Annotated in this window: 20 protein-coding genes and 1 tRNA gene; 4 read left to right on the forward strand and 17 right to left on the reverse strand. The window is 52.0% G+C overall.

The features are described from left to right. Window positions 1-10: 10 nt before the first annotated feature. Entirely contained in the window at window positions 11-640 is a 630-nt protein-coding gene (locus BMG07_RS15745; protein WP_198085362.1) for an SCO family protein, read from the reverse strand. Window positions 641-762: 122 nt separating this feature from the next. After that, window positions 763-1,179, reverse strand: coding sequence for a DUF2946 family protein (locus BMG07_RS15750; RefSeq protein WP_269759027.1), 417 nt, complete (start codon window positions 1,177-1,179; stop codon window positions 763-765). A 23-nt stretch (window positions 1,180-1,202) separates the two neighbouring features. Here BMG07_RS15750 and BMG07_RS15755 point away from each other — a divergent pair, with 23 nt between their 5' ends. Next, on the forward strand, window positions 1,203-1,646 hold the full coding sequence (locus tag BMG07_RS15755; protein ID WP_198085363.1) for a GNAT family N-acetyltransferase: 444 nt from the start codon (window positions 1,203-1,205) through the stop codon (window positions 1,644-1,646). A gap of 267 nt (window positions 1,647-1,913) precedes the next feature. Here BMG07_RS15755 and BMG07_RS15760 read toward each other — a convergent pair whose 3' ends face one another. The 15 genes from BMG07_RS15760 to BMG07_RS15830 all read right to left on the reverse strand — a co-directional run bounded on the left by BMG07_RS15760 (window position 1,914) and on the right by BMG07_RS15830 (window position 13,439). Continuing rightward, window positions 1,914-2,615: a hypothetical protein gene (locus BMG07_RS15760; protein WP_198085364.1), complete on the reverse strand. Its 702-nt coding sequence runs from the start codon at window positions 2,613-2,615 to the stop codon at window positions 1,914-1,916. Window positions 2,616-2,673: 58 nt separating this feature from the next. Beyond that, the gene (locus BMG07_RS15765; RefSeq protein ID WP_198085365.1) at window positions 2,674-3,147 is read right to left on the reverse strand and encodes a hypothetical protein; all 474 of its coding nucleotides are present in this window, start codon (window positions 3,145-3,147) and stop codon (window positions 2,674-2,676) included. Window positions 3,148-4,143: 996 nt separating this feature from the next. Then, on the reverse strand, window positions 4,144-5,418 hold the full coding sequence (locus BMG07_RS15770) for a relaxase/mobilization nuclease domain-containing protein (RefSeq protein ID WP_198085366.1): 1,275 nt from the start codon (window positions 5,416-5,418) through the stop codon (window positions 4,144-4,146). Next, window positions 5,415-5,537, reverse strand: coding sequence for a hypothetical protein (locus tag BMG07_RS44915; RefSeq protein ID WP_198085381.1), 123 nt, complete (start codon window positions 5,535-5,537; stop codon window positions 5,415-5,417). The genes BMG07_RS15770 and BMG07_RS44915 overlap by 4 nt, the downstream gene beginning before the upstream one ends. 11 nt (window positions 5,538-5,548) lie before the next feature. Then, on the reverse strand, window positions 5,549-5,749 hold the full coding sequence (locus BMG07_RS15780) for a hypothetical protein (protein ID WP_198085367.1): 201 nt from the start codon (window positions 5,747-5,749) through the stop codon (window positions 5,549-5,551). Window positions 5,750-5,945: 196 nt separating this feature from the next. Beyond that, the gene (locus tag BMG07_RS15785) at window positions 5,946-6,440 is read right to left on the reverse strand and encodes a hypothetical protein (protein WP_198085368.1); all 495 of its coding nucleotides are present in this window, start codon (window positions 6,438-6,440) and stop codon (window positions 5,946-5,948) included. A gap of 701 nt (window positions 6,441-7,141) precedes the next feature. After that, window positions 7,142-7,840 carry a hypothetical protein gene (locus BMG07_RS15790; protein WP_198085369.1) on the reverse strand — a complete coding sequence of 233 codons (699 nt, stop codon included), beginning with the start codon at window positions 7,838-7,840 and terminating at the stop codon, window positions 7,142-7,144. Between the two features lie 20 nt (window positions 7,841-7,860). After that, the gene (locus BMG07_RS15795; protein ID WP_198085370.1) at window positions 7,861-8,106 is read right to left on the reverse strand and encodes a hypothetical protein; all 246 of its coding nucleotides are present in this window, start codon (window positions 8,104-8,106) and stop codon (window positions 7,861-7,863) included. Window positions 8,107-8,373: 267 nt separating this feature from the next. Next, on the reverse strand, window positions 8,374-8,868 hold the full coding sequence (locus tag BMG07_RS15800) for a hypothetical protein (RefSeq protein ID WP_198085371.1): 495 nt from the start codon (window positions 8,866-8,868) through the stop codon (window positions 8,374-8,376). Between the two features lie 732 nt (window positions 8,869-9,600). Beyond that, entirely contained in the window at window positions 9,601-9,987 is a 387-nt protein-coding gene (locus BMG07_RS15805) for a hypothetical protein (RefSeq protein WP_198085372.1), read from the reverse strand. Between the two features lie 78 nt (window positions 9,988-10,065). Beyond that, the gene (locus BMG07_RS15810; protein WP_198085373.1) at window positions 10,066-10,356 is read right to left on the reverse strand and encodes a hypothetical protein; all 291 of its coding nucleotides are present in this window, start codon (window positions 10,354-10,356) and stop codon (window positions 10,066-10,068) included. A gap of 318 nt (window positions 10,357-10,674) precedes the next feature. Further along, the gene (locus tag BMG07_RS15815; protein WP_198085374.1) at window positions 10,675-11,211 is read right to left on the reverse strand and encodes a hypothetical protein; all 537 of its coding nucleotides are present in this window, start codon (window positions 11,209-11,211) and stop codon (window positions 10,675-10,677) included. 40 nt (window positions 11,212-11,251) lie between these two features. Beyond that, on the reverse strand, window positions 11,252-11,785 hold the full coding sequence (locus BMG07_RS15820; protein WP_198085375.1) for a hypothetical protein: 534 nt from the start codon (window positions 11,783-11,785) through the stop codon (window positions 11,252-11,254). An 11-nt stretch (window positions 11,786-11,796) separates the two neighbouring features. After that, window positions 11,797-11,873, reverse strand: a tRNA-Met gene (locus tag BMG07_RS15825). Window positions 11,874-11,927: 54 nt separating this feature from the next. Continuing rightward, window positions 11,928-13,439 (reverse strand): VWA domain-containing protein, encoded by a 1,512-nt coding sequence (locus BMG07_RS15830; RefSeq protein WP_198085376.1) that lies wholly within the window; start codon window positions 13,437-13,439, stop codon window positions 11,928-11,930. A gap of 135 nt (window positions 13,440-13,574) precedes the next feature. Here BMG07_RS15830 and BMG07_RS15835 point away from each other — a divergent pair, with 135 nt between their 5' ends. The 3 genes from BMG07_RS15835 to BMG07_RS15840 are packed head-to-tail and all read left to right on the forward strand — an operon-like array spanning window position 13,575 to window position 14,820. After that, window positions 13,575-14,111, forward strand: a complete 537-nt coding sequence (locus BMG07_RS15835) for a sigma-70 family RNA polymerase sigma factor (RefSeq protein ID WP_269759028.1) — start codon at window positions 13,575-13,577, stop codon at window positions 14,109-14,111. Beyond that, the gene (locus tag BMG07_RS42245; protein ID WP_269759029.1) at window positions 14,087-14,239 is read left to right on the forward strand and encodes a sigma factor-like helix-turn-helix DNA-binding protein; all 153 of its coding nucleotides are present in this window, start codon (window positions 14,087-14,089) and stop codon (window positions 14,237-14,239) included. Before BMG07_RS15835 ends, BMG07_RS42245 begins: the two co-directional genes overlap by 25 nt. Further along, window positions 14,236-14,820 (forward strand): hypothetical protein, encoded by a 585-nt coding sequence (locus tag BMG07_RS15840; RefSeq protein ID WP_198085377.1) that lies wholly within the window; start codon window positions 14,236-14,238, stop codon window positions 14,818-14,820. The genes BMG07_RS42245 and BMG07_RS15840 overlap by 4 nt, the downstream gene beginning before the upstream one ends. The last annotated feature ends 115 nt before the right edge of the window (window positions 14,821-14,935 follow it).

A 14,935-nucleotide genomic window follows, 5' to 3' on the forward strand; every position in this document is an offset into this window, starting at 1 on the left:
CGATGAGGGGTCAGGCCGATGCCGAACCGAGGACCTGGCGGATGTCTTGCGCGCATTCCTGCGCGCTCTGCTCGTGGCGCAGCACGAGGCGGATCTTTCCCTTGGGGTCGAACACGTAGCTGAAGGCCGAGTGGTCCATGGTGTACGACGAGCCGGTGGGCACTTTCTTGTAGAAGACCTTGAAGTCCTTCGCGGTCTCGCTGGTCTTTTGCAGGTCGCCGTACAGGCCGATGAAGCTCGGGTCGAAGGCCTGGGTGTACGCCTTCAGGACCACGGGCGTGTCGCGCTCGGGGTCGACGGTGACGAAGATCACCTGCAGGCGCTCGCCGTCGGTGCCGAGCATGCGCTTGATCTCGGCGGCGCGCACGAGCGCGGTGGGGCACACGTCGGGGCACTGGGTGAAGCCGAAGAAGACCATCACGGCCTTGCCCTTGTAGTCGGCGAGCGTGCGCTCGTGCCCGTCGGGGTCGGTCAGGCGAAAGTCCTGCGCGTAGTTGGCGCCGGTGATGTCGACGCCGTTGAAGCTGGCGGGAATCACCTTGCCGTCGCAGCCCGCGAGGGCCAGCGAAGCCAGGGCGGTGCCGCCCGACAGCAGCAGCAACAACAACAACCGGCGGCGTGAAAGCGTGGAATGGGTCATGAGGAAAAAGGCTCTCTGGCGCCCGGGCATGGGCGCCGACTGACACGTTGCAAGAACGCACGATGCAATGCGGCTCGCCTCGGCGAGGCGGCGTCACATGCGGGCGAACGGAAGAGGAAGCGTCAGGAGAGCGAAGGCGGCCCGCGCGCCGGCAGGGGCGCGCCGGCAGTGGCCACGGCGATGTGCGCGGACAGCGTCGGCGAGACCGCGTGGGCCGGCGCCATGAACACGGGCAGCTCGACGACGGGCGTCGCGGGCGGTGCGCCGGCCAGCACGCACAGCGGGCAGTCCATGTGGCCCATGCCCAGCTCTTGCGCGCCGTCGTCGGTGTGCACGATGGCCTTGACCGAACCGGCGCTGGAGCAGACCAGCTCCACGGCCTGCGGATGCACGACCGGTGAAGCAACGGCCACGCCGAGCGACAGCGCGAACCACAGCAGCACCCAGCGGATCAGGCCCACGCCCGGACGCCGCAGGGCCGCGCGGGCGGCGGGCCTGTGGGGTGCGGTGTGGGCAGCGGCTTGGGAGGCGGCGGGCATCGGCGCGGATTATCCTCTTCGCCATGGAACAGCTTCGAATTTCCACCAACGCCGAAGACCTGGACGTACCGCTCATCCACCGCTTCCTGTCCGAAGAGTCGGCATGGGCGCGGGAGATCCCGATCGAGACGGTGCGCACGTCGATTCGCAACTCGCTGAATTTCGGCGGCTTTGTCGGGGACTCGCAGGTGGCGTACGCGCGGGTCGTGTCCGACCTGGCGACCTTTGCCTACCTGGTGGACGTGTTCGTGCTCGAGGAACACCGGGGCAAGGGCTACAGCAAGGCGCTGGTCGAGGCGGTGGTGGCCCATCCGCCGTTGCAGGGGCTGCGTCGCTTCATGCTCGCGACCTCCGACGCCCACGGGCTCTACGCGAAATTCGGCTTCACGCCGCCCGCGCGGCCGCAGACGCTGATGGAGAAATACGTGCCCGACGCCTATCTCTCGGCCAAGAAAAAAGCCTTGTAAGTCAGCGACTTACAAGGCTTTTTCGTTTTGTTGGTGGCTCTTCACGGATTCCCGCGCTGCCAGAGGGAAAAACTCAACAAAATCAACGATTTTTTGGTGGCAGAGCCGGTCGATTAGCCACCAAGAAACCGGCTCACCTATGGTCTCACAAGTGCGGGGCAGCGCGCAAGGTGGGGGCCTACAGGGGCCAAAGGGGGCAGGGGAGGGGGTAAGGCTCAACACACAAGAAAAAACCGCCTGTGGGGCGGTTTAGTCGTTCTGGGAGGCTTATTCACCGCTGGGCGCCTCTGGTGCTCCTTGCCCAATGATAGTGAAGCGCATTCCCTCTGGGCAGAGAGGGCCTGTGTATAGGTAAGCCCTTACCTGTGTTCCTGGCCAGTTGGGCCACGGGCCGATAAATGTTCCAACGCCTGAGGACTGCCCATTTAACAAAGTATCCCAAGTAATTTGTTGGTTGTAAGAGTTGGGCCAATTTTCAAAGCCTCCGGAGAAACAAAATCCGGTCATTGTTCCGCCGTTTGTGCTACCAAAAAATGAACCGGTGCGAATGGTAAATATTGGACTTACAGCGCCTACGGGTGCTTTATTTTTCAATGCCTGTATTTCTCCACCTTGGACGGCTAAGCGAGCATACAAATCGGCAATAGCTCCGTCTTGTGGCTGTTTACAGTCGTCAGATTGCGTGTACCACTCTTCAAAAACTTGGGATAAGTTTTGACGGGTGTAAACCTTTCTGGCTTGATAAACCGTACCTACTTTCCCGCCAGAACAAGGGACGGTTCTATATTCAACCCCTTGGCCTACGGCTTGTGAAGTGTTGCCGGTTTCCGCGCCAATTTGGGTAAAGGGCGGCGCTTTGTCCACTCCCACAATATAGCCTGCGCTGGCACTGTCGATATTTTGCGCGAATGCTTGCGGGTGAGCTGAAAGCGCAATCAAAATTGCGTAAACTAGTTTTCTTATTTTCATTATTAAAGTCTCCTTGTTGATATTGTTAGATAATACAGTAGCATAAATAAAAGTTTAATCAATCCTTTTCTTTAAATTTTATCAAAAACTCTTCAAATTCTTTGGCGTGTGGGTCGAAGTTTGACGGGCCTTGGATAAAACTTAAATCAATCTTAAACTTTATGCTAGATTGTCTTTTTTGCCGCGATAAGCTTTTGTCGTAGTAGTTTTTAGCCTGCTTCGCTGTAATGTTGTTCAGATACTCGTAGTCTTTTAAAAGAGATTTCCAATCTTCCTCAATGGCTTTGTGTTGGTTAAGGTGAACAATTTTGTGGCAACGAACGCATAGAGCTATCAAGTACTCAAGTTTTTGTATCTGTATTTCTTCGTCATAGCTCCAAACTTCGTGGCATTCAGTCGAATGCTTGACGCCATATTTTTGAGAGGTGTCGCCACAGATTTCACAAACTCCGCCCGCGTCGTTCTCGCATTTGTTTCTAATCGCTTGCCAGGTTTTGTAAGAACCCGTTGTGTATTCAAGATAGCTGCGCACATTTCTGTTTGATTGGCTGCTCGGGACAAATTGGAGGGTGATTGCTAAAGGCTTTTTGTTTATCTTGTTCGGGTCTTGAAGGCTTTCTTTTAAGTGCTCTTTGTAAGATTTAAAAAACGCGAGGCTTTATGTCAAGCAAATTGGAGATATTTTCAATATCTCTGTCATATCGAGTTTTTCTTGTGCGCCTTGTTTTAGCTATCTCGTTTGGTTTGCCAAGTAGAAAATTAAAAAGCCGATTGAATATGCCCATAATTACTCTTTATCTCTGGTTTTAATTTTGCTTTCTTCAAGTGCTTTAATAAGGTCAGAATAGCTTCGAACGTTTTTGCTTGCCTGACTCGCAGGCGTCAAAAAAATGTTGAAGACGGGGTTTTTAATTAAACCAGCTTGTTCGTTTGGTCTTTTGCAAAATAAGGTAAGTAGCCTTTTAAATATGTCCATATTTTTGTTTTCTTTCTTCGAGTAATTTAATTTCTTCCGTGTGGTCTGCGTAGTCAAAGTCCTGAATGTCCCGCACGCCGAAAATAGCAACCTCTAAAAATTTACAGTTTTTTAAGGCTTGGTTGAGCGGAAGCGCTGAGTATTTTTTAAGTTCTTCATAGACAAATAAATAATTTATCGGTGTCGAGATTGCTTCTTTATCCTCGTGTAGGTCGTAATGACTTATAAAAAAATGCCGTGCGCGGGCTGTCGAAAGTCCTCTCTAGAATAATAATCAGTTGATTGATTAGGTAAAAAAGGAAGTCGTGCTTTGTATAGCCAAACTGTTTTTGCTGGATATGGTGAGAGAATTCGTGTATCACCGTTTTTTTATTCCACTAAAAAGAACCTCTTCGGCGTCATATTCGATTAGTGAACTTTGACAAAAATAGCGAGCTATAGTCCCACAATTTTCACTATGAAGTTTCTTAAAGGAGGCTCCAGCGGGGCCGTATTTGGATGAAAGCTCGTTGTGATAGTCGAGAATGTTTTTTTGTAGAAGTTGCTCGAAGTTCATAGGTTTGGTACTTTCCTCGTGATATCAAAAATTTGAGCTTCTAGTTCCAATCTTTGAAAGGGGTCGGAGGTTTGGCCTAGTCTTGCGAGAAGCTCCGCAATTTGTGAACGGTCGTCGCCTTTTCCTCCAGAAGAAACAGCTTTTATAGTCGGCTTATTTTGTAAAGCACGATTAGACACATTGTGAGAACTAACAGGTTGCTTATCAGTAGGGCTGCGAACCACAGCTTGACGGGGCGCACCAGCTTGCGAAAATACCGAGCTATGTACTTCTCCGCTTTGACTGTTTCCTCCCCGATAGCGCGCAATATTTCTGTTGTGAATTTTTGAAATCTGTACTTGGTATCGCTGTTTAATTCTTCCAAGTTCGCTTGAAGCATTATCAAAATTTTCCCGTCGATTGATTTTTGGTTTTTGTTCAATCGGTCCAAAAGTGTTTCCACTTCCTCGCTCTCTTGCTTGCTCAAAGGCGAGGTCGGTAAAAGTTTTTCTGTCTGTTCTGTCTTCATAAATTCCTCCTGATAGTCTGATATTTTTATTGTTGTGGTTAACGCTGATACTGTTTGAAGTAATGCGGCAAACTTCAAAGCCTTGCTCTTTTAAAAATTGAACAATGTCTTTTTTGGTGCGAATGAGGCCATTGGCAATGTTGTCTTTTACAAAGCCGTCAAGTGCTAGCTTGGCCTGCGTGTGTGGGAGCTTGGACAGTTCGACCTTGGACAGAGCGCGCCGCTCCTTCTGGGTCAGTGGGAGGCGGTCCAAGTCCTCAGACGCCTCTACAGGCGCCAAACCGTGTTTGTGGCGGGTAAGGGTGCTCCAGTCCCTCCAAACGGGCGCCACGGACCCGGTAGGGGCCTGCTTGCCACTGTTGGGGCGTGGGGGAGGTGGCGCAATGTTGAAGTCCTTGCCCGTGGTCAGCTCAACGCGGGGTATGACTAGGTGAATGTGCGGGTGCTCTGTGTCCAGGTGGAGCACTGCCAAGAGGTCGTACTGCGCGGGGTTAAGGCCCACAAACGCGCAGTCAATAAAGTCTTTCAGGACCTTTAAAGCAAGTTCTTTTGAGAACTCTTCTTTTGTGAAGCTGATTACTGCGCTTGTGTATTTGTATTTATTCTCGTTTTTATCAATGAGCGCTTTGGTGGTCGCTCTAGAGCCTTTCAAAATCTCGGGCGCTACGCTTCTTTGAGTGCCGTCGTGTTTTATGCTGTCGCACACATAAGCGACAGGCCCGTGGCCTTTGCCTTTTCCGTAGCCCGAAAATGTCAAAATCATTTTGAAACCTCTTGCGATAAGGTTTCAAGGTGGCTTGATATCGCTTCAAGCTCTCGCTCAATAATCGAAAAATCAAAGCTGTTTTTATCAGCGCTTTTTTTGATTACGTGAAGCGACATAGAAATTTGGTTTATGTTGTTTCCAACACGCCTAATCTCTGCGATACAGGAAAAAAAAGTCTCTGTTGTGGCGCTTTGGTTGCTGCTTTGAAAGTGTGGCGCGCACGTACTCGGCCACGCTTACAGCGCCAGAATTTAAAAAAGTCATCAGAAACTTTGCTGTGTTCTTCCTCAGTCAAACGGGTGAAAAGGACGCGGTTTTTCTTGCTCATTTCGCGCCCAAGTGCTTGATAAATGTTTCGCGTATCGAGCTAAAAATAAGTTCCTGTAGTTGGTCCGAGCTAATCCTTTTAGCGGGTGCGTGAATCCAAAAGGTGGAACCATTTAATCGATAGCTGACAGAGAGGACCGTCTCGCCGTCGATAATTTCTTTCTCAAAATAGAGGCGCCAATCAGCGTATCTGACTGCTAGCTTGGCAAAAAAACAATCCTCTTCTTTTGTAAACTCAACGCAGTTATCAGCCACTGACTTTCTTGGCTTTCCAGCCGCCTTGCCGTACAAATAATTGAATTCTCTCTCACTTTGAAATTCCTTAAATTTTTTCTCCTTGTAATCTCATAATATTCTCCTGTCGTTGTTTTTGTTGATTTTCTTACTGTCGATAACGGTTTTATTTTAAAAAATTTCTCTCTAAAAAATACCTCGAAAGCAGAGAGTATTACTCTTTCCAGTTTTCCTGGAATGTCTGAGTAAGTTCCAGATTCTGGAAAAATAACAGAGCTAAATTTCAGGTTAGTTAATGAGAACTCCACCTTGAATTTGTCGATATCGTACTCACAAAAAACCGTGGTGAGTTTCAATCCATAAGCGGCATATCTGCTTTCCATATCAATCCTCAAGCGCTCACTGTCAGATAGCTCAATTTCGCGATTACTATTAAAAATTTCTGTTATTTTTGCCATATAAATTTTTTCCTGTATTTGTATTTATAGTTCGAAGAACAAGGGGGTTAAGGGGGAACCCCTTACAAGCCGCGAAACCCGTTAGGGTTAGATAGAGACCGAAGGGCGCTATCGTTCGCGTATGCTTGCTTTCTCTTATTCTTATTGTTATATTGATAACAGAATAAAAAAGAAAGTCAAATATGAGATATCACATAAATATAAAAATATCAGATATTAAGGGGATAAAGGCTTTATCGGCCTCGATTTATCTAGTAAATACAGACTCTATTTGAGTGCTGTGAGCGCGCTAAATGAGGGAAATGAGGGCGAAAAAGAGGACGCGCTGTCTCTTGTTCTTTTGCTGGAAGGGCAACTATGGGGCGAGATATCAGGGGCGATAAATAGAGCCCTGCCAGTCAAAACCGTGAGCGATTTTGTGGAAAGAATGAAGAACTATGACACCGATAGGCCAAAAAAAAGAGACTTAAAAAAAGTCTCTGTTTCTGGAAATAGTCATAGAGAATATGCTTAAGCTTTTAAATGAGTTAGAGCGAACACAAAGGTTGACGGAAGAACTAGCACCAAGCCGATTAAGTAGATTATGAAATCGCCAAACTCTGCTTGGCGGTGCCCGGAGGCGGTCTCATAAGCGAACCAAACGAGCGGTAAGAACCAAGCAAAAATTGCGGCGTCTACGATTATTTTGTTGCGCAATGTATTCATATTTTTAAGGTCTTTTTCTTTGGTGCGTTGAGTTCATTCACCTTGTCCAGCGCGTCTGTGAAGTAGGTGCCCGGTTCGTAGGTGGGTTGTGTTTGCTCCAAGAGAGCAAGCGTCTGCGCGTAGGGCAAAGCTTTCTCAAAATCAATTTTTTGCCTGATTTCAGGAAGGCATAACTCATAAAACACTTCACTTTTACTGGCAAGCGTTGCGGTGATTTTGCTGCGATTTTCAAAACGGAATAGCTCTCGTTCTTCTTCCGTAAAATCGTGAGAGTAGGCGCGTATCGCTCTTTCTACAAAAGTCTGCTGGAGACCTGAAAAATCAATATCGGCAGATTTTTTCTTTACCATATAAAGGTCGTCGTCCCAAATCGCTTTTGAGTACCTATCATAGTCTTCGGCAATTTCGTTAAAATCTCCTTTTTCTTTAATAGACTTAATAAGGTCAGGTGAATTTCCTCGTGCGCGAACATTTTCTATGTACCCGTCCAGGCAATCGCACCGCGCACAGCTCAGATATTCGTCTCGGTCGCCGTCTGGTAGTGCTTGCTCAAAAATATAGGTGAGCTGCTCTTCCGGTTCTCTGCCTTCTTTTTCATAATAAAATTTTAGTTCTTCGAGAATGTCGGAAACACCTTGTTTATTGATTTTGTCGGTTAGGTTGTATTTTTCCAGAGCTTGGTCAAGCAAGCCCAAGTAATTGACTTCTAGCATAATCAGATACCTTTCTTAATATTAAGGCCGCCGCTACCTTGGGCGCCCCTGCTGTTGTTGTAGTTGCGCAAACCTATTTCAAGGAATGCGCGGATAAGTTTGCTCCGCTCAACACCGAGTTCATTACAGGCGCGGGTCAAGTTGATTTTCTCTTTGGCCGAAAGGCCGCTGATTAGTATTGCTTCGAGCGTGTGGCGCTCTTTGCTGGTGTCTGGGAGTGCTTCTAAAGCTTCGTTTAAAATGCTCATTTTGTTATAAGCTTTGAAGCTTGCGCGGGGGTGAGGTTTAAATAATATGCAGTGAGGCGTCTTAAAATCTCGCTAACTGAGACGCCCGAGGTATCACTTATGACCTTTAAAAGCTCTTTATTCTCTGTCGGTAAATGATATTTTATTGAGGCGGGGTAGGTTTCTTTATTATCCATATTTCTCCTTTATGATATTGTTTGATAATATATGGTAATAAAAAATATATTTAAAGTCAAATAAAAAGGCGCCCTTGCGCCTTTATTTTATTTACCAACCGAGTTTTTCTAGAGTATCGGGCGATAGGTCTGTGCTTTCCTCTATTTGTTTTTGATTATTTTGGAAGACTGCGGCAGTGTTTACGCCTATGGCGTCTCGAAGCTCTTTAAGTCGCTCGGGGTAAAGGTTGAAGGTTTTATAGTCCTTCTCAATGGCGCTGACGGTGTCAGCGAGGGTTTTTGTGTAGTCTAAACAGACCACAAGGCAACTCTTCGAGTTCTGAACTGTGAGAAGTTTGAGCTTTTCGAGCTTTGAGATTGAGCGCTTTATTTGCGTAATGTCTTTGCTCGTGCCGCAAGCGTCGTTTATTGCATTCTTGAGGGTTTGAAAGGTTTCTTGTTTGTATATTCCAAAGAGCTCATATTTAAAAGTTGATTTAAATCTTAAGTAAATATAAAGCTTATGGTCAAAATCGTTCAGCTCCGGGCTAAAAAGTCTTTTTACTGCGTCCTTAGGTAAATTTATAAATTGTTGTTTTTGTTCCAATTGTTGCTCCTGTTTGGTAATACAGTAGCAAAAAGATTATTAAAAAGCAAATTTTTGCGTGATTTTCGTTTTTTGCCTTTTTTTTCCGCTTCGCTTTACTTATTACTCCAAAAACTATGGTTTTTGAGTTTGTAATGTAGCTTGTAATCAATGAATATGTAAACAATACAAAAAAGTGGTGTCAGGTTTGATTGTCAAGTGTGATTTTCTCCAATGAAAACGGGTGCTTCAAAATGGTGTCAAGCTCGGGGGGGTGTGGTGTCAGCCTGTGGTGTCAAGAATTTAAATTTCTCCAATGAAAAAAGTGGTGTCAAGAAATGGTGTCAAGAAAAATCGACTTTTATAATCTGTTTTCTGAAATTTGACAGGCGGACAATCTCTTGTAATCTGCCGCTAGAGCAGGGAGGGATAGGAGATAAGGGGTAAGGTAGGGCAGGTGTAAAAAAACGGCTCTACGGCCGTTCTGTGGGGTTCCTGGCTGCTTGCCTTCCCTGTGTTGAGAGAAATATAAAAACTAGGGCAAGCGCAGCGCGTCAGTGTCTCGCTGTGGTCAACTTTCGAACCCGAAGGGCTATCCACAGCTTTACGCTGTGGGTAGGTAAGTTGTCCATAGCTCTTGACAATGGGCGCTTTTTTGGTTTAATAAAGCTGGTTCTGTAATTGTTGATTAAATTTACTGTTGAAAAGAAAAAGGCGCCCTGGGCGCCTTATTCTTTGGAGTATTCAACTTACTTACTTGGGGGCAGGATAGAACAGGTTCTTCACCCATTCGTCGCCCAACGCCTTGTGTTCGGGGTTTACAGCCGCATAGAGGGCCTTTTCACCCAGAGCCTTCAGAGTGGACAGGGTCGCGGTTGCGTCCTTGCCAATCTGGCCCTTGTAGCGGCGGTAGGTCTTGGTCTCTTCGCCGTCTTTGTAGTCGATAGTGATAAAGTACTTACGGAATTTCACCTCAAGCCATTTGGCGAAGTCTTCCGGGTCAATATCCTTGCTCTTGATATGCTCCAGCATATCGAGGTACGGCTTTTCTTTCTCTTGAACTTTGGCCGCAAGAAGCTCTTTACGCTTTGCGTCAAGCTCTGCCAGTTGTTCGTCAATCGACTTGGTAGCGGTTGCCATAGTTTCACTCCTCTTGGTGGTTAAGGAAGTGTAGTATCCTTGCAACAAAAACTGCAGTCAAGTGTTTCTTTGAAGATTTTACAGAAGTTCGGTAGTTATCGCGATAACTACGGATTTCAGTTGGTCGGGGCTCTTCAAAAGTGAGGCCCAGCGCTGAAGAAGTCGCCTTCTGTCTTGCTGGTCAAGGGCTTTGATTTCCTTGAAGGTGTTGCCTACATTGCCAACAAGAAACTGTGAGAGCATACGCATAGTATCTTGCGTCTCCTGATTGTCTTGAAGCTCGTGAATTTCTTCAATGTCTAGGATTTCGTCCAGCTGGTCTGGAGTCAGATTGTCAAAATGGTATTTTGAAAGAATATCGATTTTCATTTGCGTGATTGTGAAAGTTGGTGAAGATTCTCATTCAGAAAATTGTAGGAAAGTCTATCAATAACCTGCTTCAAGGTCTGAATTGGCTTTTTCTTCTGGTAGACCTTAAAGTGAACCGCAGAATAATCAATCTTCGCGCTCTCAATGTGGCCCACGAGGCCCATAATAAGCGCAGGGTGAAGGGCGGCAACATTAGTAAGCCGATTGATTACAGTAGACCTAAAAGAGTGGAAAACCTTTTCTCTTGAGATTAGCTTAATTTTGTCAAGATATTGCGCGAACCGACGCGAGCAGTTTTTCCCGTAGTCGATATCAAACTTATTTGATTTCCACTTGTCGAATTTTTTCTTTCTTAACAAGCTCGGAAAAAAGAAGATTGTTGAAAGGCTCTGCGGCTTTAACTTGTTCATAGAAGTCAAGAAAACCAAGCTCAATAAGTTTTTTGTGAATAGGTATGTCTCTCACACTGTTTTCGGTCTTTGCGCGTTCCGGAGGGATTTTGATAACCCAGACGCCTGAACTTTGAAATATATCTTTAAGGGAAATCCCGGCAAGTTCGTTCAGTCGAGCGCCAGTAAATAGTGCGAGAATGGGAAGCCAAAAATAATTTGGCTCCTTCATATATTCAATATATGTGTGTGGGTTAAAAATCAAAATGAGTTCTTCGTCGGTGAACTCGTCAAATTTGATACTATCATTTCCCTTTTTCTCAACACTTAAATCGTCGAAAGGGTTGGGTCCAGCGTGTTGCCCATTCGACTTTGCTTCTGAAAAAAAATCTTTGAGGTAAGAAATCTTTTTATTTACTATCGAGTTTCCCGCTCTTCGAGCCATAAGATTGAGCTTGAATTCCACCGCGTGATTTTTGTCAATATCTTTAACGAGAATTTCCTTGTTAGAGAGCGGTAGTAAAAACTCTTCGTAAGTTCGTTTTTTTTTCTGCGAGAGTTTTATTTGTATTTTGATTATCTTTGGTGAGTAGGTATGCTTTAGTGAACTCAACAAAGGTTTTCGGTGTGGCGAGGATTGGGGCTGAGGTGGGCGCGTGGCTTACCGGCGCGCGTGCCGCTGGGGGCTGCTGGAGCCTGTAGGCAATCGCTGGATTGGCTAGAAAGCGCTCAAGGGCTACGGCGTCTTCTGGGGTCCCGTCCGTCTTGAACTCGAAGGTCTCTAGGTTTGCTTCGTATCGTCTGGGTATCCCTGCCATTGCCTGCCTGTGGTGGTGTTGTAAAGCGAGCAGTTTAGCCAGCGACCAATCTTTGGTGCGCAGGGAAATTTTGGTTTCGCGCCTCTCGTGGTAGAGGCGGAGGTAGTAGACGCCGTATCGGTTTCGATACAGGTTGGGGAGGTGTCGCATTGAGTGAACCGGCTCATTGACCGGCTCACTTCGAATGGCTGAAAGTGCTGATTTCCCCAATGAAATCAACACTCGGGGGGTGTTGGTGGCTCTTCACGGATTCGAACCGCGGACCTGTGGATTATGATTCCATCGCTCTAACCGACTGAGCTAAAGAGCCGTCAATGCTTATTGGCATCGAGCCCAAGATTATAGCCCAGCTTTTTGGCCGAGTTCAACTGCCCGCCGGCAACTTGCCCAACTCTTCCGACACGAGCCGCACGATCAGCTTGTCCAGCGTCTGCACCGAGTAGTTGCCGACGTCGTGCACGGTCTGCGTTCCGGGGCCGCTGGCCGGGTCGCTCGCCTCCTTGTAGGTCAGGAAAACGAAGCGCCCGCCGGTGTACTGCGCGATCTGCCGCTGGATGTATTCGCCCTGCCTGTCGAGCCCCGACGCGCCCACGCTGAACACCTTGATGCCCTTGCCCAGCGCGGCGACCATGTCGTCGTCGTACTGCGGGCCGCCGTAGTCCAGGTGGGGCGGCGCGTCGGCCAGCAGCACCACGAGGCGGGTGGTGCCGTTGCCGCGCCAGCTCAGCTGGTGGACGGTCTCGTTCAGCGCCTCGTTCATGGCCTCGGGGTAGTCGCCGCCGCCGGCCGCGCGCAGCGCGTCGAGCACGCCCTGGAAGGCGTTCAGGTCGTTGGTGAAGTCGTGGCGGCGCACGATGAAGTCGTCGGTGCGGTCGCGGTACGCCACCAGGCCGAAGCAGGTGTCGGGGCGGCTCGGCAATTTCGCGACCTGGTCGGCGATGGTGCGCAGCGTGCTCTTGAGCTTGGCGATTTCGTCGTCCATGGAGCCGGTGGCGTCGATCAGAAAAACCAGGTCGAGTTGCGCGCGTGCAGGGGCGGCGTCGGACTTGCCGCCGAGCACCACGTCAACGGCGTTCTTCTGGCCGCGCTGCAGGAAGGCGGTGCTCTGTCGGCCGTTCTTGCGCACCGTGACCTCGTACACCTGGCTGCGGCCCCGGGCATCGAACGCGTTCGGATGCAGCCACGCGCGCCCGCCCGCGTCGGTGCGCGCCCACATGGCGGCGCCGTTCGGGGCTTGCACGGCCACCTCGGCGTCGGGCACGACGGTGCCGCGCGCGTCGCGCACCTGCAGCAGGTAACGCGCGCTGATGTCGCGCTCGCGGTGCACGACCTGCGTGCGGGCGCGGAAGGCCAGGTATTCGCCGAAGTCGGCGTTGTCGTCGACCATGCCGGCGGTGACGGGTTCGTTGGCGGGGCGCGGGGCCTGGGCCGGCGGCTGGATGGCGCCGGCGACGCGGGGTGCTGTCGCTGCTGGCGTTGGCGTTGGCGATGGCGATGGCGATGCCGGCGGTACGGGCACGGCCATCGCCGCGGGCGCCTCGGCGATGGCGGCGGCCGTGGACGGCGGGGCGCTCTTGCGCAGCGCGTATTCGTCGGCGCTGGCCGCGCCGACCGCGCGTTCGCGCCGCATGAGCGTCAGGGGGCGCGGCGTGCCCGGGGTCTCGTGCGTCTGCACCGGCCGGGCGCAATGCGTGGCGGACGGCGCCTCGAAGTTCAGCGCGGTCTGCATGGTGCGACTGTCGGGCGGCGTCGAAGGGTGGCGCGTCACGCCGGGCAGGGCCGGGGCCTCGGTGGCGCCGCAGGCGGTCAGGAGCAGTTGGGCGCACAGCAGCACGATGATCGGGCGGCGAAGCCGGGGCGCAAAAGGCTGGGTCATGGCGGGACTCCGGGTGGTTGGATGCAGGCTGATACGGCGGGGCCGCCGCAACGGGGTTAGGTCCGCGCCACTTTTTTGCCCACCCGAACCCCGATCCGCCCCGCCGCCCGTACAAGCTCGGGTGAAAATCCTCCGATGTCCGCGCTTCCCCGCGCCCCTTCCGCCAAGAACGCCCCCGAGCGACAGGCCATGCCCGACGACCAGTTGATGCTGGCCTACGCGCAAGGCGACGCCGCTGCGTTCGACGTGCTCTACGCGCGCCACGAGGGCGGGCTGTTCCGCTTCGTCAAGCGGCTGCTGGGCGCGCGGCTCGTGGCGCAGGCCGACGAGGTGTTCCAGGACACCTGGGTACGGATCATCTCGGCGCGCGACAGCTTTTCGCCGCAGGGCGCGACCTGGCGCACCTGGGCCTTCACCATCGCGCACAACCTCGCGATGGACCGCCTGCGCGTCAGCGGGCGCGAGGTGACGCTCGACGCGCACCTTGACGACGACACCGACCCCATTCCCACGCTCGACCGTGCGTGCGCGGCGCGGTGGACGCCGCCGCGCACCCGTCGGCCGAAGAGCTCGCGTTCTGGCGTGCCGCGGGCCGCCGCCTGCTGGCCTGCCTCGACGAACTGCCGGCCGACCAGCGCGCCGCGTTCTTGCTGCACCACGAAGACGGCCTGACCGTCGAGGCGCTGGCCGCGAGCCTGGAGATCGGCTTCGAGACCGTGCGCAGCCGCCTGCGCTACGGACTGCAGAAGCTGCGCGGGTGCATGGAGCGCTACCTGTCGGTGCTGGAGCCACGCGCATGACGACGACCGGCAACACCACCGGTTTCGACCGCGACGACGGCGAAGACCTGCGCGACCCGGCGCTGCGCCGCGCGCTCGACCACGCGCCCGACAGCAACGCCACGCCCGACGCGCGCACGCGCGACGCGATCCTGAAGATGGCGCACAACCTGGCCGCCGTGCCGGCCGCGACGCGCCCCGCCGCCAACAGCGCGAGTGCCGCGCCTTGGTGGCGCCGCGTGTTCGGCGGCGGCGGCGAGCCGCGCTCGCGCATGCCATGGAACGCGGCCTTCGCGACCGTGCTCGTGGCGACGTTCGTGACCGTGCTGTGGCACCGCGAGCCGGTGCCTGACGCGCAGCTCGACGGCGAGGCGCGCGTGGCGGGGCTGCCGCGCCAGCGCAGGCGCCCGTGGCTCCTCCACTTGCACCCGCACCTGCGGCCGTGCCGGCTCCGCCCTCGGCGGATGCCGCACCGCCAGCCGACCTGCCTGCCGCCGCATCGGCAGCAGCAGCACCAGCAGCACCGGAGCCGGCGCCACCAGCGGCGGCCACCGCTGCACGAAGAGCGCAAGTCGAGGATCAAAAGAAGCAGCAGCAGGTGAAGGCCCCGCGCGATTCGTCGTCCGCCAAGGAGGCCGCGGGCGCGGCCAGCGCGGACGCCGTCCGGCGCGCCGCGCCGCCGCCACAGCCCGCTCCACAGGCGGCATCACGGCGCCG

It is taken from the genome of Variovorax sp. E3, assembly GCF_016082275.1.
In the GTDB taxonomy this organism is placed as follows: domain Bacteria; phylum Pseudomonadota; class Gammaproteobacteria; order Burkholderiales; family Burkholderiaceae_C; genus Variovorax.

What these genes read in the sequence shown, in the direction of transcription:
- BMG07_RS15785 (WP_198085368.1), bottom strand. Translation starts at nt 6,440, where the DNA reads ATGGCAAAAATAACAGAAATTTTTAATAGTAATCGCGAAATTGAGCTA.
- BMG07_RS15840 (WP_198085377.1), top strand. Translation starts at nt 14,236, where the DNA reads ATGACGACGACCGGCAACACCACCGGTTTCGACCGCGACGACGGCGAA.
- BMG07_RS15805 (WP_198085372.1), bottom strand. Translation starts at nt 9,987, where the DNA reads ATGGCAACCGCTACCAAGTCGATTGACGAACAACTGGCAGAGCTTGAC.
- BMG07_RS15755 (WP_198085363.1), top strand. Translation starts at nt 1,203, where the DNA reads ATGGAACAGCTTCGAATTTCCACCAACGCCGAAGACCTGGACGTACCG.
- BMG07_RS15835 (WP_269759028.1), top strand. Translation starts at nt 13,575, where the DNA reads ATGTCCGCGCTTCCCCGCGCCCCTTCCGCCAAGAACGCCCCCGAGCGA.
- BMG07_RS44915 (WP_198085381.1), bottom strand. Translation starts at nt 5,537, where the DNA reads ATGTCGCTTCACGTAATCAAAAAAAGCGCTGATAAAAACAGCTTTGAT.
- BMG07_RS15830 (WP_198085376.1), bottom strand. Translation starts at nt 13,439, where the DNA reads ATGACCCAGCCTTTTGCGCCCCGGCTTCGCCGCCCGATCATCGTGCTG.
- BMG07_RS15795 (WP_198085370.1), bottom strand. Translation starts at nt 8,106, where the DNA reads ATGAGCATTTTAAACGAAGCTTTAGAAGCACTCCCAGACACCAGCAAA.
- BMG07_RS15745 (WP_198085362.1), bottom strand. Translation starts at nt 640, where the DNA reads ATGACCCATTCCACGCTTTCACGCCGCCGGTTGTTGTTGTTGCTGCTG.
- BMG07_RS15780 (WP_198085367.1), bottom strand. Translation starts at nt 5,749, where the DNA reads ATGAGCAAGAAAAACCGCGTCCTTTTCACCCGTTTGACTGAGGAAGAA.
- BMG07_RS15810 (WP_198085373.1), bottom strand. Translation starts at nt 10,356, where the DNA reads ATGAAAATCGATATTCTTTCAAAATACCATTTTGACAATCTGACTCCA.
- BMG07_RS15750 (WP_269759027.1), bottom strand. Translation starts at nt 1,179, where the DNA reads ATGCCCGCCGCCTCCCAAGCCGCTGCCCACACCGCACCCCACAGGCCC.
- BMG07_RS15760 (WP_198085364.1), bottom strand. Translation starts at nt 2,615, where the DNA reads ATGAAAATAAGAAAACTAGTTTACGCAATTTTGATTGCGCTTTCAGCT.
- BMG07_RS15770 (WP_198085366.1), bottom strand. Translation starts at nt 5,418, where the DNA reads ATGATTTTGACATTTTCGGGCTACGGAAAAGGCAAAGGCCACGGGCCT.